Annotated in this window: 20 protein-coding genes, 1 tRNA gene and 1 pseudogene; 18 read left to right on the forward strand and 4 right to left on the reverse strand. The window is 57.5% G+C overall.

The features are described 5' to 3' along the window. Positions 1-26: 26 nt before the first annotated feature. The 8 genes and pseudogenes from bioD (CGERO_RS05210) to der all read left to right on the forward strand — a co-directional run. Positions 27-641 carry an ATP-dependent dethiobiotin synthetase BioD gene (gene bioD, locus CGERO_RS05210; RefSeq protein ID WP_123933905.1) on the forward strand — a complete coding sequence of 205 codons (615 nt, stop codon included), beginning with the start codon at positions 27-29 and terminating at the stop codon, positions 639-641. 196 nt (positions 642-837) lie between these two features. Continuing rightward, entirely contained in the window at positions 838-2130 is a 1293-nt protein-coding gene (locus CGERO_RS05215; protein WP_123933907.1) for an adenosylmethionine--8-amino-7-oxononanoate transaminase, read from the forward strand. Beyond that, positions 2127-2819: a dethiobiotin synthase gene (bioD, locus tag CGERO_RS05220; protein WP_123933909.1), complete on the forward strand. Its 693-nt coding sequence runs from the start codon at positions 2127-2129 to the stop codon at positions 2817-2819. The genes CGERO_RS05215 and bioD (CGERO_RS05220) overlap by 4 nt, the downstream gene beginning before the upstream one ends. 64 nt (positions 2820-2883) lie before the next feature. Next, positions 2884-4455 (forward strand): cation:proton antiporter, encoded by a 1572-nt coding sequence (locus CGERO_RS05225; RefSeq protein ID WP_123933911.1) that lies wholly within the window; start codon positions 2884-2886, stop codon positions 4453-4455. Between the two features lie 6 nt (positions 4456-4461). Further along, entirely contained in the window at positions 4462-5019 is a 558-nt protein-coding gene (gene scpB, locus CGERO_RS05230; protein WP_123933913.1) for an SMC-Scp complex subunit ScpB, read from the forward strand. Between the two features lie 72 nt (positions 5020-5091). Continuing rightward, the gene (locus tag CGERO_RS05235) at positions 5092-5997 is read left to right on the forward strand and encodes a pseudouridine synthase (protein ID WP_123933915.1); all 906 of its coding nucleotides are present in this window, start codon (positions 5092-5094) and stop codon (positions 5995-5997) included. Further along, complete coding sequence (gene cmk, locus CGERO_RS05240) at positions 5997-6707, forward strand: (d)CMP kinase (RefSeq protein WP_123933917.1); 711 nt, start codon at positions 5997-5999, stop codon at positions 6705-6707. The genes CGERO_RS05235 and cmk overlap by 1 nt, the downstream gene beginning before the upstream one ends. 86 nt (positions 6708-6793) lie before the next feature. Next, positions 6794-8212 (forward strand): annotated as a pseudogene (gene der / locus CGERO_RS05245) (ribosome biogenesis GTPase Der); the annotation flags it as partial. On the opposite strand, the gene CGERO_RS05250 reads toward der, so the two are convergent. Next, positions 8209-8991 carry a class I SAM-dependent methyltransferase gene (locus tag CGERO_RS05250; RefSeq protein ID WP_123933921.1) on the reverse strand — a complete coding sequence of 261 codons (783 nt, stop codon included), beginning with the start codon at positions 8989-8991 and terminating at the stop codon, positions 8209-8211. The pseudogene der and the gene CGERO_RS05250 overlap by 4 nt on opposite strands. Positions 8992-9139: 148 nt before the next feature. On the opposite strand from CGERO_RS05250, the gene CGERO_RS05255 reads away from it, so the two are divergent. Then, on the forward strand, positions 9140-10378 hold the full coding sequence (locus CGERO_RS05255; protein ID WP_123933923.1) for an alpha/beta hydrolase: 1239 nt from the start codon (positions 9140-9142) through the stop codon (positions 10376-10378). Continuing rightward, positions 10378-12924 (forward strand): phosphatidylglycerol lysyltransferase domain-containing protein, encoded by a 2547-nt coding sequence (locus tag CGERO_RS05260; RefSeq protein ID WP_123933925.1) that lies wholly within the window; start codon positions 10378-10380, stop codon positions 12922-12924. The genes CGERO_RS05255 and CGERO_RS05260 overlap by 1 nt, the downstream gene beginning before the upstream one ends. Before the next feature lie 127 nt (positions 12925-13051). Here CGERO_RS05260 and CGERO_RS05265 read toward each other — a convergent pair. The 3 genes from CGERO_RS05265 to CGERO_RS05275 all read right to left on the reverse strand — a co-directional run bounded on the left by CGERO_RS05265 (position 13052) and on the right by CGERO_RS05275 (position 14761). Then, positions 13052-13128, reverse strand: a tRNA-Pro gene (locus CGERO_RS05265). A 74-nt stretch (positions 13129-13202) separates the two neighbouring features. Further along, a complete protein-coding gene (locus tag CGERO_RS05270) occupies positions 13203-13583 on the reverse strand; it encodes a YchJ family protein (protein ID WP_123933927.1) in 381 nt (126 codons plus the stop codon). Further along, positions 13583-14761, reverse strand: coding sequence for a bifunctional alpha/beta hydrolase/OsmC family protein (locus CGERO_RS05275; protein WP_123933929.1), 1179 nt, complete (start codon positions 14759-14761; stop codon positions 13583-13585). The genes CGERO_RS05270 and CGERO_RS05275 overlap by 1 nt, the downstream gene beginning before the upstream one ends. A 193-nt stretch (positions 14762-14954) precedes the next feature. Here CGERO_RS05275 and secA2 point away from each other — a divergent pair, with 193 nt between their 5' ends. The 8 genes from secA2 (at position 14955) to glpK (ending at position 24527) form a co-directional block, all read left to right on the forward strand. Further along, positions 14955-17249, forward strand: a complete 2295-nt coding sequence (gene secA2 / locus CGERO_RS05280; RefSeq protein ID WP_123933931.1) for an accessory Sec system translocase SecA2 — start codon at positions 14955-14957, stop codon at positions 17247-17249. 211 nt (positions 17250-17460) lie between these two features. Continuing rightward, on the forward strand, positions 17461-17889 hold the full coding sequence (odhI, locus tag CGERO_RS05285) for an oxoglutarate dehydrogenase inhibitor Odhl (RefSeq protein WP_123933933.1): 429 nt from the start codon (positions 17461-17463) through the stop codon (positions 17887-17889). A gap of 97 nt (positions 17890-17986) precedes the next feature. Continuing rightward, positions 17987-18730, forward strand: coding sequence for a transcriptional regulator FtsR (gene ftsR, locus CGERO_RS05290; protein ID WP_123933935.1), 744 nt, complete (start codon positions 17987-17989; stop codon positions 18728-18730). A 23-nt stretch (positions 18731-18753) separates the two neighbouring features. Next, complete coding sequence (locus CGERO_RS05295) at positions 18754-19326, forward strand: bifunctional nuclease family protein (RefSeq protein WP_123933937.1); 573 nt, start codon at positions 18754-18756, stop codon at positions 19324-19326. Between the two features lie 252 nt (positions 19327-19578). Then, complete coding sequence (locus CGERO_RS05300; protein WP_221337794.1) at positions 19579-20085, forward strand: MerR family transcriptional regulator; 507 nt, start codon at positions 19579-19581, stop codon at positions 20083-20085. A 398-nt stretch (positions 20086-20483) separates the two neighbouring features. Further along, the gene (locus CGERO_RS05305) at positions 20484-22208 is read left to right on the forward strand and encodes a glycerol-3-phosphate dehydrogenase/oxidase (protein ID WP_123933941.1); all 1725 of its coding nucleotides are present in this window, start codon (positions 20484-20486) and stop codon (positions 22206-22208) included. Next, positions 22208-22954 carry an MIP/aquaporin family protein gene (locus CGERO_RS05310; RefSeq protein WP_377016363.1) on the forward strand — a complete coding sequence of 249 codons (747 nt, stop codon included), beginning with the start codon at positions 22208-22210 and terminating at the stop codon, positions 22952-22954. Before CGERO_RS05305 ends, CGERO_RS05310 begins: the two co-directional genes overlap by 1 nt. A 40-nt stretch (positions 22955-22994) precedes the next feature. Beyond that, positions 22995-24527 carry a glycerol kinase GlpK gene (gene glpK, locus CGERO_RS05315; protein WP_123933943.1) on the forward strand — a complete coding sequence of 511 codons (1533 nt, stop codon included), beginning with the start codon at positions 22995-22997 and terminating at the stop codon, positions 24525-24527. The last annotated feature ends 54 nt before the right edge of the window (positions 24528-24581 follow it).

Here is a 24581-nt window from a genome sequence, read left to right on the forward strand (position 1 = left end):
CTGGCAGTGGTGGACAGGAGGAGACAATGAACATCATTGTGGTCTCAGGGCTGTCCACCGGCGTTGGTAAAACCACCGCGGCTGCCGCCATAGTTTCGGTGCTGAAAGCCCGCGGGCGTGATGTCGTCCCGGTGAAAATCGCCCGACTGCAGGGGATTCAAGCGGCTGCCGACACAGGTGACATTGGAACCATTGAACGGCTCAGCGGAATCCGCGGACTCGATCTTTCGGGTACGGCGCACCCGTTGGCTAAGGTTCGTGAACTCGCCGAAGAAGGGAAGACGGTGGTGGTGGAGGGGTCTGGCGGTTTGAGTATTCCCTTGTTGAGGCATCAAACGATCGCGGACGTTGCTGCTGAGCTCGAAGCGCCTTTGGTGGTGGTCTCAGGTATGGCGGAGGGAGCGGTTTCTCTAGCGGTGCAAGCGGTGCGCTTCGCGCGCTTGTGCGGAGCAGAAGTGGCTGGTGTGATTGGTGGCAAACTTCCAGTCGATGCAGACCTCGCCACAAGGTTGAAGCTGATGGAGGTGTCAAATAAAACTGGAGCCCCATTTTTTGGCAGCTTGCCCGATGGCATCGGCGACTCGGCGCCCGAAGAATTTTGGCGTTATATCAAGACGGTGACGCTGCCGAGTCACTGGTAGCGCTGATCGGCCTCCTGGCGCTTGAGGAGCTCCGGTTCTGCACTGCTCGAGTTCTTGCGACGCTTCGTGCTCGGAGGCTGCTGTGCACGGCTTGAACGGTGTTCAAGTACAATTGTGTTCAGAACTGAAAAGCCCCGCGAATTCCAGTTATCGGGCAAAACTTGCCCGGGCCTCGCCAAGGTTTGGAGACGTTGCAATGAGTGAAATCGCTGCATTCGATGCAGCCCATGTGTGGCATCCTTATGGGCCGATGCCGTCGGCCGTTCCTCCCATCGTCATAGAGCGAGCACAGGGCATTTGGCTTTGTACCGAAGACGGAAAATCGCTGATCGACGGCATGAGTTCCTGGTGGGCTGCAGCACATGGACACTCACACCCCTCACTACAGGCCGCAGCCCATCATCAGGTTGACACGATGAGTCATGTGATGTTCGGTGGCCTCACGCACCGACCTGCGGTTGAGCTGGCAAGGAAACTGATCGCCATCACCGACGCCCCCTTGGAAAAGGTGTTCTTCAGCGACTCAGGATCGGTGGCCGTGGAAGTGGGGCTGAAGATGGCGTATCAGTACCAGCGTGGTAAGGGGCACCCCGAACGCAAGCGAATGCTCACATGGCGCCGCGGCTATCACGGTGACACCTTTGCAACGATGAGTCTGTGCGACCCAGAAGGTGGGATGCACGAAATGTGGTCTTCGCGGGTGATGAGTAACGTCTTTGCGCCGCACCCACCACAACGTGGTGCAAGCGCTGAGGCGATTGCTCAATACGCAAACACCATCGAGGAGCTCATCGATCCGACCATTGCAGGCATCGCGATTGAACCCATTGTTCAAGGTGCGGGAGGCATGCGGTTTCATGATCCTGAGCTGCTCGTGGCGCTCAGGGAAATCTGCGATCGCCACGAATTGGTTCTACTCGCTGACGAAATCGCCACCGGATTTGGGCGAACGGGTGCGATGTTTGCAACTCAAGCGGCCGGCGTCACGCCCGACATCCTCTGCGTGGGCAAGGCGCTCACCGGAGGCTTTATGTCGCTCGCCGCTACAATCACCACGGATGCCGTCGCCAAGGCAATTAGCAGCCCAGAAGGCGGGGGCGCCCTGTTGCACGGGCCTACGTTTATGGGCAATCCTCTGGCTTGTGCAGTGGCCGGTGCAGCTGTTGACTTAGCCGGTGATCCCTCACTACCGCAACGAGTAGCGGCGATTGAAGAGCAATTGAAGCTCGGCCTTGAGAAGCTCGCCGATCGTGCGTCGGTGGCCGATGTTCGAGTCTTGGGCGCTATCGGGGTGGTGGAGATGCATGAGACCATCGACATGGGTCTTGCAACCAAAGTGCTCACTGAGCATGGAGTATGGCTTCGACCATTTGGAAAATTGCTGTACACGATGCCTCCATTTATCTGCGAAGCAGAACACATCAATGCGATCTGCTCGGCGATGACCGCTGTGGTGGACGCACTCGAAGAAGTAGAGGCAAAACGATGAGCATTATTTGTGTCACCGGCACCAACACCGACGTCGGTAAAACCATTGCTACCGCCGCGTTGGCGCGACACTTCCAAAATGAAGGATTCAATGTCATCCCTGTGAAACCCGTTCAAACCGGTGAACCGGAAGGCCACGGTGATGCACAGACTATCTATCAGCTCACTGGGATTGAGGGGCACACCTTTGCCTGTTACCCGGAACCGTTGGCGCCGAACCTTTCTGCGCGGCGAGCAGGCATCGAGGCCCTAAGCGTGGAAGAACTCTCCCAAAAGATCAGCGCGCTCGATGCTCCCGATACGGTGGTGTTAGTTGAAGGTGCCGGTGGCTTGCTCGTGCGCCTCAACGAGTCAGAGAGTTTCGCGGACCTGGTGCAAGCGCTCGACTCACCGTTGATCGTGGTAGCGAGCATGGGGCTCGGCTCCTTAAACCTCGCGGAGCTCACAGTGGAAGCTTGTCGACGCCGCGCCATCCACGTAGCGGGCATGATCGGCGGCTCACTGCCAGAGAATCCTGATCTGGCAACGCGACTCAATATTGAAGAGATGCCCAGGCTGTGCGCTTGTCCCTTGTGGGCGGGGTTGCCGGAAGGAGCCGGCGCTTTAGAACCCGCGGCTTTCGCGAACATGGTGGACACGCTGCAGCTTCCACCGGCGGCGGAGATCCTCGGGAGACGATCCTCGGAGTGAGGCGCTTCAAGCCGGCTAGGTAGAATGGCTGAGAAAGCTGAAGCCGAATGGGAAGCAGGCCTCGATGGAAGTGCTGATCGGGCTCGTCGCGCTGTTGTTCGCGACAGTGGTTGTGGTGGCGGTCGGGGATCGTACAGGTTTGCCGTGGCCACCGCTCATGGCCATCTTGGCCGGTGTCGCGATGCTTTTTCCCCGCATCCCCGAAAGTCAAGTGCCTCCGCAACTCATGCTGCCGATCTTTATCCCGCCATTGCTTTGGGCCTTGGCGCGGAGAACAAGTTGGGCTTCGATCCGAAGGAATTGGCGCGTTGTTGTCCAGCTTTCGGTCATTCTGGTGGTGATTACGGCTTTCGCCGTCGGGTTTAGCGCCTACCTGCTTGTTCCTTCTCTCACCTTGGCAGGTGCCGTTGTGCTCGGTGCCGCCATTTCGCCTCCAGACCCCGTAGCGGTAGACGCGGTGGCTGAGCCCGCAGGTGTGCCACGAAGGCTCACCGCAACCCTGCAAACTGAAGGTCTTTTCAATGACGCTGCATCCATCGTGGTGTTCAATCTTGGCTTGAGCGTCCTGCTGCGTGGAGAAGAGATCTCTTGGTGGGAGGCTATAGCTACATTCCTTTATGCCGCAGGCTCGGCAGTATTGATCGGCTTGCTCCTGGGGCGCGGTGCCGCTTGGTTCAACAACCGCCTAGCGTCTGCTGTGGCCGGGAACGCGTTTACTTGGGTGATTCCTTTCGCAACGTTCATCGTGGCTGAGGAGATTCACTCCAGCGGTGTCATTGCGATCGTCGTAGCGGCTATCGAGTTCAACTCCCGCAATGGCGCTGGTGCAGAAGACAGGCTCTCGGGCAGTGCTTTTTGGGAGGTCGTGGAGCTTCTTTTCACCGGCGTTGCCTTTGGCCTCATCGGACTGTCGGTGCGCACCGCCATCGAAGAAGTGGGTGCGCAACTCTGGCACGCTGTCTGGCTCGGCTTGGTGCTGTCCGTGGTAGCGGTAGCGGTGCGTGCTTTTTACCTTTACTTGATTTATCTCCATAACCGGAAAAAGGGGAGGAGAATTGGTGCGCCGCTTCGATTACAAGAAGTGCTGCTGCTGACGTGGGGTGGTATGCGCGGGCTCGTTACACTCGCGCTTGTGCTCTCGATTCCGCCAACTGCCGGATTCGGGCTCTATTCACAACTTCCCGTCATCGCCCTCGTCGTTCTGGTGGTCACGATGGTCATTCCGGGTCTGCTCTTGCCTTGGTTGATGCGAGTGCTTGACCTCGAGCACGGGCCTGATGCTTTTGGTGATCAGGCGCGTGCGCGCCTGGAAGCTCGTGCACGATTTGCCGCCGGTGAAGTGCTCGAGCGCTACATTCACGACATCCCTGCGGATCAGCTCGAAGCACTGCGGAGGCGTTTCGAGGAAGACATTCACGTTGACATCGACGATGATCACCACGCTGCTGATCGCCAAAGGATTCTTGCGGAAAAGGCTGCGCGGATGAATCGAATTCGCCTGGAAGCCCTTTATGCGTCTCAGGCAGAGTTACTTCGTGCCCGTCGGGAGCGAGACGTCGATCCGGCCATCTTGGACGATGTTCTCTACGACGTGGATAGTCAGATCCTCGCCACCGAAAAACGTCTATCGAAGTAGGAGCGCATGCAAGAATTTCTCCCGATGGTCTCGCAGTTACGCTGCCAGATTGAATCCATCTTGTTGGTGGCTGATGAGCCGGTTGATGAATCAGTTCTAGCAAAGGTGCTGCAAGTACCAGGAACTGAAGTGCAGGACACACTCGATGCGATGCAGCGCGAGTTCATTGAGCGTGGTTCGGGAATCAGCCTTCGCAACATCGACGGTGGGTGGCGCTTCTACACTGCGCAGCAGAATGCGGAAGTGGTTGAACAGTTCCTTCATGACGGAGCACAGTCAAAGCTTTCGCGCGCCGCGTTGGAGACCCTTGCGGTGATCGCCTACCGGCAGCCAGCCACCAGAGCGCAGGTTGCTGCCGTGCGTGGAGTGAATGTTGACGGTGTGGTCAGAACGTTGGTGTTGCGCGGATTGATTAGCGAAGTGGAGCCAGAACCAGGGAGTACGGCACACCGATACGTGACGACACAATTATTTTTGGAGCTCATGGGCATTGATTCATTGGAGGCATTGCCGGATCTCGCACCACTGCTTCCCGATGTGGATAGTATCGAGGAAGAGTTCTAAGGAAATATTGTGAACTTTGCCTCCGACAGCTAGAGTCAAATCTTCGACATTTCACACCGTTAGGATGTATTCGTGAAACCAACCGCTCGCCGAGATGGCACACCGGACAAGGGCAATCGCAAGCCCTCCGCTGAGCAAGAACCAAGTACACAGCCGAAACTGCGCGCTTCTGAGATCATCGTCTCCAACGCTAAGCCCGCTCGTCACCAGCACAAGGAACCAGATCTCGATCAAGCGAAGGCCGGGGAGCCTATTCGTCTGCAAAAGGTGCTCGCACAAGCAGGCGTTGCGTCCCGCCGCCATTCTGAGGTCCTGATTGACGCAGGCCGCGTAGAGGTCAATGGCCGAGTCGTGCGCAAGCAGGGCGTGCGCGTCGACCCGAACACCGACGTCATCCGCGTTGATGGTGTACGGGTGAACGTCAACGAAGACATGCAGTATTTCGTGCTGAATAAGCCACGAGGAATGCAGTCCACGATGAACGATGACATGGGGCGTTCCTGCGTGGGCGACATCGTGGGGGAGAAGATCGCTGCGGGGCAGCGGCTCTTCCACGTCGGGCGCCTCGACGCCGACACCGAGGGGTTATTGCTGCTTACCAACGATGGTGAGTTGGCTAATCGTCTCACGCACCCTAAGTACGAGGTACGCAAGACTTATCTCGCCACCGTGCTGGGGGAAGCTGATCGCAAGTTGATCACCACACTGCGTGAGGGCATAGAGCTTGACGATGGTCCCGCGAAAGCAGATTTCGTGCAAATCATCGACGTCCACGAAGGACGCTCCTTGGTGCGTGTCGAGTTGCACGAGGGGCGCAAACACATCGTTCGCCGCATGCTCAAGGAAGCAGGCTATCCCGTGGAACGCCTCGTACGCACCAAACTTCACACAGTGCAGCTCGGCGAAATGAAGCCAGGCAACATGCGAGCCTTAAATTCCGCTGAGCTCACCAGCCTGTACAAGGCGGTGGGGATGTAATGGACAAAACTTCAATCAACAACTGTGCTCAAGGGCTCATCGTTGCTGTCGACGGCCCCTCAGGCGCAGGTAAATCTACGGTGTGTCGCATTGTCGCCGAAGATTTCGGTGCCAAGTACCTCGATACGGGTGCAATGTACCGCGTCGCCACACTGCACGTGTTAAATCAGGGCATTGACCCTTCGGATACGGACGCGGTCATCCGGGCTACTTCCACGTTGCCGTTAGAGATGAACGACGATCCGACGTCGAAAAGCGTAGTGCTCAACGGTGAAGATGTATCCAAGGAAATTCGTGGGGCTGCTGTGACAAAACATGTCTCGGCGGTTTCAGCGATTCCGGAAGTTCGTCACAACCTTGTCGCAGTACAGCGTGCGCTCGCGACCCGGGCCGGGCGCTGTATCCTCGACGGACGCGACATCGGAACGAACGTCCTGAAGGACGCACCGTTGAAGATTTTCCTCAGCGCCTCCGCCGAGGTTCGCGCGCAGCGGCGCTATGAGCAAGACCTCGCAGCCGGACGCGACAGCGATTTCGAGACCGTGCTTGCCGACGTCCTACGCCGTGACCACGCCGACTCCACCCGCGCCACCGCGCCGCTTCGTGCGGCCGAGGACGCTATACAGGTAGACACCTCCGAGATGACCCTGGAGCAAGTGATCGAACGTGTCACCCACCTCGTCATCGAATCTGCTGGAAGGACAAAGTGATGAGTGATCACCACGATGAACTAGAACACGACTCCTCCGAGGGTGAACTCTTCGAGACTGAAACTGAATTTTTTCAAGAAATCAACGAGGAAGACTTCGCTGACCCAGACTTCGGAGAAGATTACGATGAAGACGACTGGGCTGAGCTCGAAGCTGCGCTGGGCATTCAACAGGATCGTCACCTCGAGGAACATCTCTGCACTGTAGCGATCGTCGGCCGCCCAAACGTGGGCAAATCCACCTTGGTGAACCGTTTCATTGGGCGGCGAGAAGCCGTTGTGGAGGATTTCCCCGGTGTGACGCGTGACCGTATTTCTTACCTCGCCGACTGGGGCGGGAAGCGCTTTTGGGTGCAAGACACCGGCGGCTGGGATCCCAACGTAAAAGGAATCCACGCAGCGATTGCGCGTCAAGCTGAAATGGCAATGGAGACTGCCGACGTCATCGTGATGGTGGTAGACACCAAGGTTGGTATCACCGAGACCGATGCAGTGATGGCCAAGATGTTGCAGCGTGCCTCGGTGCCCGTGTTGTTGGTGGCCAATAAGTTCGATTCTGATAGCCAGTACGCAGACATGGCTGAGTTCTACGGGCTTGGCCTGGGCGATCCCTGGCCCGTGTCTGCGCAGCACGGCCGCGGCGGCGCCGACGTGCTGGATGAGGTGCTCGCCGCCTTCCCCGAGGAGCCACGCAGTACCTCAATTGTGGAAGGCCCGCGACGAGTTGCCTTGGTGGGCAAACCAAACGTTGGCAAATCGTCTCTGCTGAACAAGATTTCTGGCGAGGATCGCTCTGTAGTGGACAACGTCGCCGGCACCACGGTTGACCCCGTGGATTCCCTGGTGCAATTGGATCAGCAGCTGTGGCGCTTTGTGGATACTGCGGGGCTACGCAAGAAGGTCAAGAATGCCCAAGGTCACGAGTACTACGCGTCCTTGCGTACCCGTGGTGCCATTGAATCGGCGGAAGTGTGCATCTTTATGATCGATTCCTCCGAGCCTGTTTCCGAACAGGATCAACGCGTCCTCGCCATGATCCTAGAGGCAGGCAAGGCCCTGGTGTTGGTGTTCAACAAGTGGGATCTCATGGATGAGGATCGCCGATGGGAACTCGACCGGGAACTGGATTTGCAGTTGGCGCACATTCCTTGGGTCAAGCGTGTGAACATCTCCGCGAAAACCGGCCGTGCCTTGCAAAAGATTGAGCCGTTTATGATCGAGGCGCTCGAAAGTTGGGACAAACGCGTGACCACCGGCCAGCTCAACACCTGGTTGCGTGCCACCATCGCACAAAATCCACCGCCCATGAAGGGCGGACGTGTGCCGCGCGTGCTCTTTGCCACGCAGGCATCCACCAGGCCACCCGTGATCGTACTGTTTACCACGGGCTTCCTTGACGCCGGTTACCGACGCTACCTGGAGCGCAAGTTCCGCGAACAGTTCGGCTTCGAGGGCTCACCGGTGAAAATCGCGGTGCGAGTCCGCGAGCGCCGAAGCAAGCGCTAGTCGCAGCGATAGCAGAAGGCGTCGTGGCGATAAGGAAGCGCCACTTTACCTCCGCGATCGAGATCCAGGTAGTCGATATACCAGTCCAAATTCGCCGTCATCTTTTCACGGGTGGCGGCGTTCGCGCGTAACCAATAAGCGCGCGTATGCATCAGGGTATGTAAGTCATTCACCGCCAAGAGCTGCTCAAAGCGGCCGCGCTGCACTGTCTCCAGGCGCAATGGAGCGTGCACCGTGGGGAAAAAACCCTCTTTCAGGGTGTCGCCTGCGTGAGTGATCCTGGTCAAACGGTGAACCCAAGGCACCTGCACATCGAGAGTGTTCCACAGCAGCAGGACTTTGCCACCGGGGCGGAGAACACGAGCAAATTCTGCGCTGGTCTTTTCAGCATCCAACCAATGCCATGTTTGAGCGCAAGTAATCGCATCGAAATGATCGTCGGCAAAGGGCAGATCTTCCGCGTGTCCGCGGATTGCGGGAAGAGTTTGCAACAGCGAGAATTCCCGCAGCATAGCCATACTGGAATCCACTCCGACGATCTGCGCGTTCGCAAGCTGTGATTGGAGCTGTTCCGATAATTTTCCCGTTCCGCACCCCACGTCGGCGATTGTGCGAGCAGATTCCACCAGCGTCACCGTCTCTGGCACATATCCCGGACGAACCGAGTGATAGGTGCTCACTTCCGCCTCGAAGGCCTTTGCGTGTGCGCTTCGATGAGCATCATCACGGAACCGTGGGGCATGCTGCGCGGAAACGGGCGGGACATAAGCTTGGCTCACGAAAAAGCATTCTAACCTGAGGCTTCAGTGAGTGTTGGGCAGGGGTGATGAGGCGTTTTATGTGAGGTGATAGAGAGTTATCTGAGAGTTTCCCCGGCATGGCTATTTGAGTTTGATTTCAGCAAGGCATTGCCTAACTATTGCTTCTATGCATTGGATCGAAGACGTCAGCCTGATCGGCACCCAGGCCAAATGGGTTGTAAATGGCTGTGCCATTGCAGCAGGTGTATTCGCGCTGCTGCACGCTTTGCGCCATAAGCGTTTGAAAGCGACCGCAACGGTGGTGGTGACTAGCGCGGCTCTAGTGATGTTGAGCAAGTATCTCATTGAGCACGTATGGAGGCCGTTCCCCGAGGCGATTCCATGGCAGATTTATGCCTGCTTCGGTGGGGCGATCATCGTGCTTTGCCTTGCGTGGCTCCATCCTCGGACGCCGTGGATGGTGCTTTTTGTGGTGATGAGCTTGATCGGTGCTCTCGGATCCACCAATTTGGTGTACCAGATGTATCCCAACCTCGCGGCCTTTGAAAAGGATAAATATTCCAAAGCAATGAGCGTTGAGGAATTTAAGCAAGCGGAACACGATGGGGGTTTGCCTACGACAAAGGGAGTAAAACTCACGCTGTCTTTGCCCGCATCGTCGAAGTTCACACCGCGCGATGCTCAGGTGTACCTGCCGCCAGCGTATTGGCAAGGCGAGAAGTTGCCGGTGATCGTGTTGATGGCGGGGAATCCAGGTTCGCCGAGCGACTGGTTCAACTCAGCCCTGGCGGATCGCACCGCAGACGACTACCAAAAGAGGCACGGCGGTGTCGCTCCAATCATCGTCAGCGTTGATGCCACGGGCAGCTATGCAGCCAATCCCGTGTGTGCCGATAGTGGCGACAAGAAAGTCACCACCTATATTGCTCAAGACGTGCCGAAGGAACTGAAGAAAGTCCTGAAGGTGGACGACAATCCTCAACATTGGACTATCGGTGGTTTGAGCTACGGCGGTACTTGCAGCTTGCAGGTTGTCACGAACTTCCCCGAGGCCTATGGCAGCTTCTTGGACTTCTCGGGACAAAAAGAACCGACCACCGGCAAGCACGATGAAACGGTACGAAAGTTCTTCAATGGCAGTGAGGAACAATTTAAGGCTCATAATCCCGCTGACCTGCTGCAAAAACACCAAGGCGACGGCACGTACCGGGCGATCGCTGGCAAGTTCGTTGCGGGCGAAAAAGATGAGGATTCGCAGCATGCACTCTCGCACCTCAATGAGTTGGCATTGAAGGCGGGCATGGACGCTGAATACTTCACTGTTGCAGGAGGCCATGATTTTTCCACCTGGCGTCACGCACTCGAGCAAACATTCGACTGGGCCGCACAGCGAGGGGGGCTCTGATGAATCCGGGGCTGTTCAGAAAGTTAGGAATCACCTCGTTGCAGGGCTTGCGTGCCGTGCCGGTGACGCTGACGCTCGTGGCCGTGATGTGGTTGCTGTTTGCCATGGAAACGGCGCAGAAGAATCCCACCGAAACTCTTTTCGGTTTTCTACCCGACGACGCCATAGCCTCAGCGGATTGGATTACTGCGGGACTCACTGCGGGCACGTTAGTCAATATGGTGTGGTCCACGCTGGCGGCGCTGGTGTTCGCCACTGCGGCGGAAGTGAAGCTCGGTTCGAAGCGCTTCATTCTCGCAGCTTTTGTGATGTCGGCACTGTCGATGCCCATCGGCATGCTCGCTGCCCACGTCGTGGAAGCGATTGGAATGAATCAGTGGGGAACAGATTTGCTCCGCGATGCAGTGCTCACCCCCATCGGATGGATCTTCGGGGCCGCTGCTGTGGCCAGTGCCTCCATGGGGGTGGTGTGGTCCAGGCGAGTTCGGGTCGCGCTCGTAACCATCACCGTGGCGCTGATTGCCTTCTCCGGCACGATGACGGACTTTGTTGCTTTGGCGGCAGTGGTGCTGGGCCTGTTGATTGGCAAGATGCAGTTGGGTGGTCAGTCTTATGCGAAGCTGCCCAAGAAAGCATTGCGTTCTTCGCTGCGTGAGGGCCGCTTACTCGTGGGTGTTGCGCTGTTTGGCGTAGCACTAGGCCCAGCGATTGTGGCGATGAGCCCAGATGGGCATAGCCCGCTCACCTTGGTGTCTTCGATGATGTGGACTCCGGCGCTCGTCCAGCAATACCTAGAACGCTCCTGCGTGCAAGGCGGTGAAATCCAGGCCTGCCACGAAGCTATCCAAGCCGCCAGTGACAATGCAGTAGCGGCCATGGTGGCGGCCTTGGTGCCTCTGATGCTCCAGGCCGTGCTTTCCTTCGGTCTTGCGAAGGGTCGGAGGGTCGCGTGGTGGATGTCGCTGGCATTGCAAATAGGCACGATCGCAATTTTGCTGCTGCAGCTCGAATCATTCTCAGCGGACATCGATGACGCAACGGTGCTTGGCCTCAACGTGTTCTGGTTGCTCGTGCCGTGGCTGGCAAGCATTGTCTTGTTGCTTGTTACCCGCCGATGGTTCTTCGTGGACGTCGACAAGCGAGGATGGCGCGCGTTTTGGATCAAAGTGGCCGCGTTAGGCCTGGTCAGTGCAACATTTGTCGTGGTGGCATTCCTAGTTGCCACGCCCGATACCGCGTTTTCAACTGCTTTTGGCCATGCCATTTCAAAGCTTCCGGAGCATTTTGTGCCGTTGAGCTCTGGGTGGATGGGGGATTCGCCGACTCGGGTTATGGGACACCGCGCCACCGTCATTTCGCTGTGGGCTGCCAACTTGTTCTGGTTCGGGCTGGCGATTGCCACATGGCAGCTCATCAGCACTGTCCCGGATGCTGCCAGCGCGCAGGGGCGCCGCCGTATGCTTGCAATGTTGGAGGAGGGCAGCGGCGACCATCTTTCATGGATGACGCTGTGGCAAAACAACCGCTACTGGTTCTCCGATGATCCCAGTGTCCCGGGCGCGGTGGCTTATCAGGTGCGAAAAGGTATCGCTGTCACGGTGGGGGAGCCGGTGTGTGGACCGCTGCCAGCGCTGGAGGAATCCGAGGAGGCGCACGGCCATGAGTTAGCACCAGCGCCTGAGCAACATCGCCTTCAACTTGCACGGGCCTTCGCCCTTTTTGCACATCAGCAGGGCTGGCAAGTGGCCTGGTATTCGGTTCGCGAAGAATTTGCGCTGGAACTCGACGCCGATGGATTCAAACGTCTGCATGTTGCGGAGGAATCCATCATGAATTGTGAAAACACTGAGTTTAAGGGCAAAAAGTTCCAAAACATCCGCACCGCCCGCAATCGTGCAGGGAAAGAAGGTGTGAGCACGGTGTGGGGATCATGGGAGGAAATCGGCCCCGAGCTTCAGCGCAAAGTGGAGGAGCTTTCGGAGGCTTGGGTGGCCGAAAAGGCGCTCCCCGAAATGGGTTTTACGCTGGGAACCTTAGAAGAACTCCGTGTTGAAGGTACGATGCTCCTGCTCGCCGTAGATGACGAAGGCACGCTGCACGGAGTGACGAGTTGGTTGCCGGTATATGAGCAGGGGCACCTGGTGGGTTTCACTCTTGATTTCATGCGTAGAAACGCCCGAGGCTTCCGCCCCGTGATCGAATTCCTGCTGGCCGAAGCAACCGTGCGCGCAAAGGAGGCTGGCTGCTCCTGGATTTCGCTTTCCGGCGCGCCCTTGGCCCCCTCGAAACAAGCTGGGGATTCAACCGACGCGCTTGGGCAGTTGCTCAACCTTGTCGGTGAGATGATTGAGCCGCTCTACGGATTCCGCTCGCTGGCGTTTTCCAAAAACAAGTTCCACCCAGAGCACCAAGGTTGGTATCTCTGTTATAACGATGAACTTGCTTTGCCATCCATCGGCCTTGCCGTCACCCAGTGCTACCTGCCACAAATGAAGGTCGAGGATGCCTCAAACGTCATGAAAACATGGTGGGCGAGTAAGGCATAGCTTTTCGACGCCCACGTTGCTCACACGCCGCGCCTTCCCAACTACCATGGGGTCCCATCGACCTCAGCAGCGGAGATCCGAAAACGCCAGGAGCCAGAAGGCGAAACGCCTTCTGGCTCCTGGTTATTGGTCGGACTGACAGGATTTGAACCTGCGACCCCTTGACCCCCAGTCAAGTGCGCTACCAAGCTGCGCCACAGTCCGCCGTTGCTCTCGGCAACTGCTATAGGTTACAACGACGTACGTTCCTCACACCAATCGCCAGTTCAGCAAGGGTTTTAGTCCACAATTCCGGTGCTGTAGACCCACTTGCGGTCAACGCGTTTGAAGAAGCTGCGCTCACGCTGTTGGGACACGTGGCCGTCGAAAAGCAATGTGGCTAGGAACTCTACTTCCCCGAACTGGTCAAAGGGGCCGCCACGCTTGGTGCCTAGAACTTGCAGGCTGCGGTATTGAACACCGGGATCGAACGCTAGCTTGGTGGGCGCGGTGCTCGGATCCCAGGTGCGGAGCAAATACTGTGCGTCGCCCACCGCAAAGGCGCTAAAGCGCGATCGCATGAGCTGCTCGGCGGTGGCCGCGTCGGCCTCACCCCGGTGGAACTTGCCGCAGCAGGTTTCGTAGGAGATGCCGGTTCCGCAGGGGCATGGCGTGCCCATTACTCGTCCTCGATGTGAACGTTCGGGCCGAAGAGATGATCAATGCCACTTTGGGCCACCGCAGCTTTGAGTTCCTCGCGCTCCTCGTGGCTCAACTCGCCTTCGATTGCGATAGTACGGCGCAGGTGGAGCTCGTCGTCCGAGGCCAGCGCGCGGGTGACAGTCACCTCAACATCGTCGAGCGCGATCCGCGATTCCTTGGCCGCGATGCGCACTGCCTGTGAAGTCGCTGAAGCAATCGCAGAGATAATCATCTGCGTGGGGGAGTAGCCAAGATTCTTGCCACCATTGGCTTTCTCCCGGTCAGTAGTGAAGGTGTGGGTGCCGGTGCGCACCAAATCCGCGTACTTGCCAGCCTTGATGGAATGAGCAATCGCTACGCCTTCGGGAATCGTATCTACTTGATCGCCATCGGAAGCTGCAACGATGTACTGCTCGAACCATGTGCGGATCTGGCGCGCGGCGGTTTGGGCAGCGCCTTGACGAGTAACAAGGTGATCCGCCTTGTGCAGTGTGACCAACGATTTGGGATAGCGGGTGAGCTGGAAGATCAACTGCGCATTTTCAACACCTACCGTGGTGTCGATGGGTGAATGCAGGATCAGCAGCGGCTTGCGCAGCTTGGGCAGGTATGTCTCGGGATTGGTCTCCGCTAAATCCTCAAGGAACTCGCGGGAAATGGTGATTTCTCGCCCGCCAAGGGTCAGCGTCACCGCCCCATTTTCGTCGACTTCTCCAATGCGATCGGCAAAGTGCAACACCGCGTGAGCTGGATCGAAAGGTGCACCGATGGTGGCGACGCCCCTGAGATTCTTCAATTGGGTCGCAGCCTTCAGCGAAGCCGCACCGCCCAGGGAGTGGCCGATGAGCAGTTGGGGAGCCTCATAGTGTTCGGTGAGCCAATCATTGACTGCCTTGATGTCTTCGACATTCTCGCTGAAACTCGTCTCGTGGAAATTGCCCTCCGATTGGCCCAGGCCAGGGAAATCAAAGCGCAAGCACGCGATACCCAAATCGGCCAGCGTTTTGCTCACTCTGGACGCGGCCGGCGTGAAGCGTGAGCCGGTGAAGCAGTGCGCGAAGATGGCGAAAGCCTGCGGCTTGGAATCGGGGAAGTCGATGGTGGCGGCAAGTTGATAGCCCTTGGAAGAGGGCACCTTTACGCTCTGTGAATGCATGAAAGCGCAACGCTCCTTGATGGTGCAGTTCGAAAATGAGATTGCAATAAACGCACCCCAGCTTAAGTGAGAACTACCCCGGGAGTAACACTGCATTCATGTCGCGTTGGTTAAGCTGGAGCGAGTATGCAACGTAGCTCACCCCGGTGGCGGCGCGGCATCGTTTTCGTGCATCCAGGAAAGAGGATTGGTAGTGGCAGGTTTCGGCTGGTTTTGGGACGCAATGGGTGGAAAATCCGGGCGTAATCAAAAGCGAAGCAAGCAGGTGGTTGCTCAATCGTCGGCACTCCACAGTGAAGTTGCAGCGCTGAGTGATGCCGAGTTGCGCGATCATGCTACGCGCGCTGTTGCACAAGGCCATATGAACGATCCTGCACGTTTCCTTGCGGTGCTCGCCGAGGCGTCGCGTCGCGCCCTTGGACTTTCTCCCTTCGAGGTTCAAACTCAAGCCGTGCTTCGTTTGCTCGAAGGCGACGTGATCCAGATGGACACTGGTGAAGGTAAAACCCTCGTCGGTGCAATGGCTGCCACCGGTTTTGGGCTGATGGGGAAATCAGTTCATTGCGTCACGGTCAATGAATACTTGGCGCGTCGAGATGCTGCATGGATGTCGCCCCTGGTTGAGTTCTTCGGTTTGAGTGTCGCACACATTGAGGAATCGATGACTGCGGGGGAGCGTCGAAAAGCTTATGGCTGCGATGTCGTCTATGCGCCGGTGAGTGAAATTGGTTTCGATGTACTGCGTGACCAACTCATCACTTCCAGGGATCAGGCGGTGCAGCAAGGAGCGGATATTGCGCTTGTCGACGAAGCCGACTCCGTACTTGTCGACGAAGCCCTGGTGCCTCTGGTGCTCGCCGGTAATGAGCCCGGTGCCGCGCCATCGGGCCGAATCACCGACGTGGTGAGCAAACTGAAAGAAGACACGCACTTCGCCATTGACAGCGATCAACGAAACGCGTTCCTCACTGACCAAGGTGCGCGAAAAGTGGAGCAGATGCTTGGCATCGATTCGCTCTACGCCGAACCGCATGTGGGAACGACCCTCGTGCAGGTAAACCTGGCGCTACATGCTCGAGCAATGCTGACACGCGACGTTCACTACATCGTCCGCGACGGCAAGGTGGCGCTCATCGACACCGCCAAGGGCCGTGTGGCTGAACTGCAGCGCTGGCCCGATGGCGTGCAAGCAGCCGTAGAAGCCAAGGAAGGACTCGCCGTTACTGAGGGTGGCCGAATTTTGGACACCATCACGCTGCAGGCACTGATGGGCAGGTATCCGCAGGTTTGTGGCATGACCGGCACCGCTGTAGAAGCGACCGATCAGCTCCGCCAGTTTTATAACTTAAGAGTTTCAGTGATTCCCCGCAATCAGGAAAACCAACGTTTCGATGAGGCGCACCGCATTTACGCGACTGCAGCCGACAAGTATGAGGCGATAGTTGAAGAGATTGCGCTGATGCACGAGCGAGGCCGCCCCGTGCTTGTGGGAACCCAAGACGTTTCGGAGTCGGAGCTGCTGGCAAATCGTTTGCAAGAACTCGGCGTGCAGGTCAGCGTGTTAAACGCCAAGAACGACGAGGAAGAAGCCAAGATTATTGCCGAAGCTGGTGACGTTGGTCGAGTTACCGTGTCCACCCAAATGGCTGGGCGAGGCACCGACATCAAACTGGGTGGCACCTCGGAGGCCGATCGCGAGCAGGTGCTTGCGCTGGGTGGCCTCGCCGTCATCGGCACAAGTTTGCATCGCAGCAAACGCCTGGATCAGCAATTACGCGGACGTGCTGGCCGGCAAGGTGACCCTGGAAGCTCTGTATTCTTTGTCAGCCTTGAAGATGACGTGGTGACAGTTGGGGGCGCAGGTGAGTCTGTCACAGCGAATCCTCAGGCGGACGGGCGCATCGAGGACAAACGCGTACGAGACTTCATCGAGCACTGCCAGCGCGTCACCGAAGGGCAGTTGCTGGAAATCCACTCGCAAACCTGGAAGTACAACAAACTGCTGGCTGATCAGCGCGTTATCATCGACGAACGTCGAGCGAAACTGCTCGATAGCGATGCGGCATTAGGGATGTGCCGGGATCATAATCCTGAGAAGGCTCGGGCGCTCGTGGAGGAGTACGGCGAAGCTCATGTGCTTCAAGCTTGCCGCGAGATCGTTCTCTACTTTTTGGATCAAGGCTGGAGCGAGCATCTTGCACTCATGGATGACGTCCGTGAGTCGATCCATTTGCGAGCGATTGCTCGAGAAACGCCGATCGATGAATTTCACCGAATTGCGGTGCGTGAGTTCAAGGAGCTTGCAAACAACGCGATGAGCGACGCCATGGCGGCTTTCGACACTGTCGTGATTGATGCCCAAGGTGCACGCTTGGAAGCTTCAGGGTTGCCAAGGCCTAGTGCTACCTGGACATACATGGTTAGCGATAATCCCTTGAGTGGGAGTGGCAACAGCGTTATCCAAGGCATCGGTGCGATTTTCCGATAGGGCATCCTCCAGAAGCGCCTTACTTCTGCGCTTTGAGCGCGCTCCGGCGGAATGGGCAATTTTCGTGCCGTGGCCTGCTGATCCTGATGTGCTTTACGGTCTATGGGTTCACGGAACGTAACTTGCCGCTATGATGAAAGCATTCATAGTCCTGCGGGCGCTGATTGCGCCTGCGGGTTTGTTCAAGCGCGAACTCGGAGGTTGAAAAGGAATGAGCGAGCACACTGGTACTCCCGAGGGGCAGGCCGAGACCACATCGGTTTTCAGGGCCGACCTGCTGAAGGAGATGGAGTCCGGGGCTAATGCCACGTCCAAGGCTGGCGCGGATATCACCCCTCCTGCAGGGGCAGGCATGTTGGTGGTCAAGCGTGGACCGAACGCGGGCGCTCGTTTCCTTCTAGACCGCGAAACCACCACGGCTGGTCGCCATCCCGAAAGCGATATTTTCCTCGATGACGTCACGGTATCGCGTCGCCATGCTGAGTTTCGCATGAAAGATGGTGACTTCGAGGTTGTCGACGTGGGAAGCCTGAACGGCACCTACGTCAATCGTGAGCCCAAGAACTCCGAAACTTTGTCCAGCGGCGACGAAGTGCAGATTGGCAAGTTCCGCTTGGTTTTCATCGAGGGGTCGAAGTAACTTCACAACCCACACCCCGTGAAGGGGTGGACAGTCTCACCAACATTCCAGCCCCCCTGAGCGGTGGCCGAGAGCAAGAGGAAGTACGTTTATCCGCATGAGCGCCGTTGAACAACGCAGCACCTCCGCTGCCCAGACGCAAGTCACTGCGAAGCCGAAGAAAAACATGTCGATCGGTGTAGTGCTTGAGACGCTGAAAACGGAGTTCCCAGACGTAACGTTGTCCAAGATTCGTTTCTTGGAATCTGAAGGGCTCATCAGCCCAGAACGCACGCCCTCGGGTTACCGTCGCTTCAAAGAGGCGGACGTTGACCGTCTCCGCTATATCCTGACCACGCAGCGTGATCACTATCTGCCGCTAAAGGTGATTCGTGAGCAACTCGATGCCATGGATTCCGGTGCGGTCACGCCAATCACACGTTCTGGAACGAGCGAACCGCTCATTGCTGCGGAGAAATTCCGCGCTCCAACGCTAACGCGTTTAACCGACGCAGACGTTGCCGAGCGCGCGGGCGTTGACGTTGAGCAGGTTCTGGAGTTCGTCAAAGCTGGTGTGTTGCACAGCGATCACTCAGGCTACTTCACTGCCGACGACGTGCAAATCGCCGCGTTTGCGGCCTCCCTGATGCAATTTGGCGTAGACGAGCGTCACTTGAAGTCGCTCCGCAACGCCGCCGCACGACAGGCTGATCTCATCGCACGCGCAACGGCTCCGATGGCGAAGGCGCAGGGTGGGCAGACTCGTGAACGTGCGGAGGAACTCTCCCAAGAGATGAGCGCATTGGTAGTGTCCATGCACGCCAGTCTGCTGAAGGCGTTACTGCGAGAAGAACTTTCCTAAACAACTCCAATCAAGGATTTTTGATGAGCTACCGTGAGGTCACGTACATCGGCGTGGCAGTAATCTCCCCGGAGATGGTGCCGTGCACTTTGCTTTTCGACGCAGCTCATCAACGCGTCCTCCCGATATGGCTTCCGGAGCCCGGTGTCGAGGCTCTCGAAGCGATCGAGGAAGGGCGCATGGCCCGTCGCCCCAGCGACACAGATGTGCTGCAGGGCATTATCGAAACAACTGGCGCCGAGATTGAAGCGCTAAGGATTGATAGTGTTTATCAGGGGGTTTATCACTGCTCGCTGCAGCTTCGGGCTCTTGGGCAGGTGGACTGTAAACCGTCGCAGTTGCTGCCCCTAGCTCAAAGTTCGGGTGTCGGCATCGAAGTGCACGAACAGGTGCTTGCGGATGCCTCAGTCAAGGTAGCTCCTCAAGAGTTTCTTGAGTACTTCGGTATTGAGACGCCGGAACATTTGGATCTCGAAGGGGATCTGCAACGCGAGTCCGCGTCTGGAGACGAGGCAGCTGACGCTGACTTTGCGGCGTTTATGGAGCAGATGGGTATGAAGGAGTCTGATCTTTTCCAAGACGGTGAGGATGACTAGCGTTTTATCGGTGCTAACTAAAACTCATGTGACTGAAGTTTATTCCTGTGAATTAAGATGACAATGGTGTAGTTGTAAGTCTAAGCTTCAAGTTGAGGTTTAAGTTACGGCGTGTCGCGCATGTGGCGCTTCTCTTGTGCCCTAGGGTTTGTTAAGAGAAAATCGTTACATCGCTGTAAGGCGCTTGTGAATTCAAAGGGAGTAACCGTGAGCGACGATCACACCAAGGCTGTGCAAGGCGCACTATTTGATATGGGGCCGGATCAAGAAGTGGGCTACCGTGTGCCAATTGCTTGCCAGGTCGCAGGCATCACGTACCGTCAGCTGGACTACTGGGCGCGCACCGACTTGGTTCAGCCCAGCATTCGCAATGCTCATGGATCCGGCTCGCAGCGACTGTACTCCTTCCGCGATATTCTCGTGCTCAAGATTGTGAAGCGCCTACTCGATACGGGCATTTCATTGCAAAACATCCGCCTGGCCGTGGAAAAGCTCCGCGATCATGGCGTCGATGATCTTGCGAAAATCACCCTGGTCTCCGATGGCGTGACCGTGTATGAATGCCGATCGAATGAGGAAGTGATCGACCTCCTTGGTGGCGGACAGGGCGTGTTCGGTATCGCACTCCCGGGCATTATGAAGGAGCTCACCGGGACTATCGATTCATTCCCCTCCGAGCGCATCGATCAAGATGCTGAGCCCGACAACGTGATCGGCGTGGACGAGCTCGCCGCGCGCAGGATGCGTCGCTCTTCTTAAGGCGTGATGCCATACAATTCCCTCACATTCGCCAATGGCGATGTGGGGGTTGTTTTATTTGGGGGTAAAAGTGGGGGTATTTTTGCCATCTGACCTCTGACATGTAAAGTGAAAGCAGTCACATTGTAAGGCTGTCTATTGCTCAGCTAACCGGCTGTGCAGGACTTTTCGCCTCACTTTGTGCCTGTCACTGGCACCGACAGCATGACACCAAGGAAAAATCTGTAAAGGTTGAGTAGCATCGAACTCGTCATTACGCATGGCGTAAGAAATTGCGCTGTGTGCACCGAACTCTAGGGTGTCTTGCCAGGATGCACTAGGAAAACAGGATCCGGAAGGCCGCGGAGGGCGTCGAAAAGCCACAAAAACCCGTGGTTGGCCGGGGAAAGGGTCATATCATGGCTTCCACAACCAAACATCCACTCAATCCCGAATACTTCTCCAAGGTGTGGGAAGGCTTCGCTCACAAGCATTATGACGTGGTGGTAATCGGTGGCGGTTCCGTCGGCGCCGGTGCCGCGCTCGACGCCGCTACCCGTGGTCTGAGCGTCGCTGTTATTGAAACTCGCGACTTTGCAGCAGGCACCTCCTCGCGCTCGTCGAAGATGTTCCACGGTGGGCTCCGCTACCTCGCAATGCTGGACTTCCGCCTCGTCGCAGAATCCCTCCGCGAACGTGAACTCAACATGTCAACGCTCGCGCCGCACTTGGTCAAGCCGCTGAAGTTCATCTTCCCGCTCACCCACCGGATGTGGGAGCGTGTCATGATGTTCGGCGGGTTCACCTTGTACGACCTCATGGGTGGTGCCAAGAGCGTACCCATGCAGAAGCACTACACCCGTAAGGGCGTTCTCAAGATGGCACCGGGCCTCAACGATGACGCCGTCGTAGGCGGTGTGCGCTACTACGACACCCTCGTTGACGATGCTCGTCACACCATGACCGTGCTGCGCACAGCAGCGGAATACGGCGCTGACATTCGCACCTCCACTCAAGTCGTCGGTTTTGAAAAGGACGGCAATAGGGTAGTGGCCGCCACGGTTCGCGATACTGAGACTGGTGAGGAAACCAAGGTCCGCGGCTCCGTCTTCATCAACGCCACTGGTGTGTGGAACAACGAAATTGAGAAGCTCGCTGGCGCCAAAGGCAAGTTCTCCGTCCATGCTTCCAAGGGCGTTCACATCGTCATCCCGAAGGATCGCCTGGAATGCGACGCTGCGCTGTGCTTCGTCACCGAAAAGTCGGTGCTCTTCGTGATTCCCTGGGGCGAGTACTGGATCGTTGGCACCACTGACACCGACTACAAGCTCGGGCGCCCGGACCCAGCCCCAACGCGCGCAGACATCGACTACATCCTGGATCAGCTCAACCGCCGCGTGAAGCACCAGATCACGCATCAGGACATCGTTGGTGTGTACTCCGGTCTTCGTCCGCTGTTGGAAGGCAGCTCCGATTCCACCTCGAACCTCTCCCGCAACCACGCTGTGGCACACGTTTGCCCCGGCCTCGTGTCCGTCGCTGGCGGCAAATACACCACCTACCGTGTCATCGGTAAGGACGCAGTGGATCTCGCCATCAAGGATGTGCCGAAGCAGGTTCCGGAGTCCATCACTGATCAGACACCGATCTTGGGCGCAGATGGCTACCACGCACTGGCCAACCAGATCTCGGCTATCGCTCGCCGCAACGATTTGCCAGCTACCACCATTGAGCACCTCCTTGGCCGCTATGGCTCCCTCTATTCGGAGGTGCTGGCCCCCGCCAAGGAAGACGCATCCTTGCTCAATCCGATCGACGGCGCCGAGGGCTACATCTGGGCTGAAGTTCGCTACGCAGTCACCCACGAGGGTGCATTGCACCTAGAGGACGTGCTGAACCGCCGCCTGCGCGTCGCCATGGAATATGACGACCGCGGAGTCAAAGCAGCCCCGGCCGTCGCGGAGTTCATTGCCCCCCTGTTGGGTTGGGACGACGCAACTCGCGAAGAAGAACTCAGCACCTTTGAGAAGCGCGTTGAAGCGGAACTCGCCGCCGAGCGTGAACTCACTGACGACGCTGCTAACGAATTGATGGTCGCAGTAGGCGACACCCGCTCCAACATTGAGAAGGGAATCGATCTCTAATGGACATTACTGCTGCACAGGCATTTGGCTGGGAGTTCCTCGGCACGATGCTCCTGCTGTTGCTGGGCAATGGCGTTTGCGCGCTCAATGCCCTGCGCACCTCCGGTGGTCGTAATACCGGATGGCTCCTCATCGCCTTCGGCTGGGGCATGGCCGTCTTTGTTGGCGCTTCCGTCGCCGACATTTCCGGCGGTCACCTCAACCCTGCGGTAACTCTGATGGTTGCCGTTCGCGGCGGTCTGCAATGGTCGCTCGTGCCCTGGTACATGGCGGGCCAAATCGTAGGTGCCTTCTTCGGCGCCGTGCTGTGCTGGGCTGCATTCAAGCAGCTTTTCGACGCCAACAACTACGACGAAGACGGCAACGTCACCCACGCGAACCAATCCACCGGCGGTATCTTCTTCACCGGCCCAGCACACCCGAAAAATGGCTGGAATGCGGTGACAGAATTCATCGGAACCTTCGTGCTCCTGGCTTGGATTGCCTTTGCGCCCACCGGTGGCGAAATCAGCAATCTGAAGTACTTTGCCGTAGCGTTCGTTGTGGTGGCAGTTGGTATGTCGCTGGGATCGCCTACGGGCTATGCCATCAACCCAGCTCGTGACCTCGGTCCTCGCTTGGCTTATGCCTTCGTCCTGCCTATTAAGGACAAGGGCAGCGCAAACTGGGGCTATGCGTGGGTACCGATCGTGGCACCGATGCTTGCAGCAGTATTCACCGGCGTTCTTGCAAACGTTCTGGTCTAAGACAACCCAAATATTCGCTTCCTAGAAAGGAGCTCACCTCATGGGCAACACCAAGTACGTGGCGGCCATCGACCAAGGCACCACCTCCACCCGTTGCATCATCTTTGACCACGATGCAAACCAAGTGGCTGTAGGCCAGTACGAGCACGAGCAGCACTATCCACAAAAGGGTTGGGTGGAGCATGATCCGATGGAGATCTGGGACAACACCCGTCGCGCTGTAGGCCGCGCATTGGCTGAAAGCGATGTCGCCCGCGAGGACATCCTCGCTGTCGGTATCACCAACCAGCGTGAAACCACCGTGGTGTGGGACAAGAACACCGGCGAGCCCGTCTACAACGCCATCGTGTGGCAGGACACCCGTACCAGCGAGATCTGCGAAGAACTCGCGGGCGATGAGGGCCCGGATCGCTGGCGTAAGAAGACCGGCATGCGCATCAACTCCTATCCTGCCGGCCCGAAGGTAAAGTGGATACTCGATAACGTCGAGGGCGCCCGTGAACGTGCAGAAGCCGGCGATCTACTATTCGGCACCATCGACACCTGGCTGCTGTGGAACCTTACTGGCGGTGCTGAAGGTGATGAGGGCGAACCAGCAGTGCACGCCACCGACGTCACGAATGCCTCCCGTACTTTGCTAATGGATTTAGAGACTCTCCAGTGGGACGAGGATCTCTGCGAAGCGATGGGAATCCCGATGTCCATGCTTCCGGAAATCAAGCCCTCCGTGGGTGATTTCCGCCAGGTGCGTGAGCGCGGCTCTCTTGCGGGCGTTCCCATCCGCGCTATTTTGGGTGACCAGCAGGCCGCCATGTTCGGCCAAGGCTGCTTCAGGGCTGGCGACGCGAAGAACACCTACGGCACGGGCCTGTTCCTCCTGTTGAATACCGGCAACAAGCCCAAGTGGTCCGATCATGGCTTGATCACCACCGTGTGCTATCAGTTGGAAAACGAAAAGCCCGTGTACGCCCTCGAAGGCTCTGTGGCTATGGGTGGAGCGTTGGTGCAGTGGCTACGCGACAACCTACAGCTCATCCCCAATGCGCCCAGCATCGAAAACTTGGCACGCGAAGTGCAAGATAACGGCGGCGTGTACATCGTCCCGGCTTTCTCCGGACTGTTCGCTCCCCGCTGGCGCCCGGATGCACGCGGTGTCATCGTTGGCCTGACCCGCTTCGTCAACCGCAAGCACATTGCCCGCGCGGTTTTGGAGGCAACTGCCTACCAGACTAGGGAGCTTGTCGACGCCATGGTGGCCGACTCCGGCGTTGAGCTAACTGACCTGCGCGTTGATGGCGGCATGACCATGAATGAGCTGCTCATGCAGTTCCAGGCTGATGTTTTGGGCACGAATGTGCAGCGCCCCAAGAACATTGAAACCACCGCCACCGGTGCCGCATATGCCGCGGGCCTTTCCGTTGGCTTCTGGGAGAACCTTCAGGCACTCCAGCAGCAAACTACGGCGGCAAAGGTGTGGGAGCCGGAGATGGAATCCGAGAAGGTAGACGAGCTCTACCGCGAGTGGAATCGTGCTGTTGAGCGCACCTACAACTGGGAAGTAAGCGAGAAGTAACCGAGCAAGGTGAAGGCCGCCCTTGGATGATCATTCCGGGGCGGCCTCCGCTTG

Origin of the sequence: Corynebacterium gerontici, assembly GCF_003813985.1 — a bacterium.
In the GTDB taxonomy this organism is placed as follows: Bacteria; Actinomycetota; Actinomycetes; order Mycobacteriales; family Mycobacteriaceae; genus Corynebacterium; species Corynebacterium gerontici.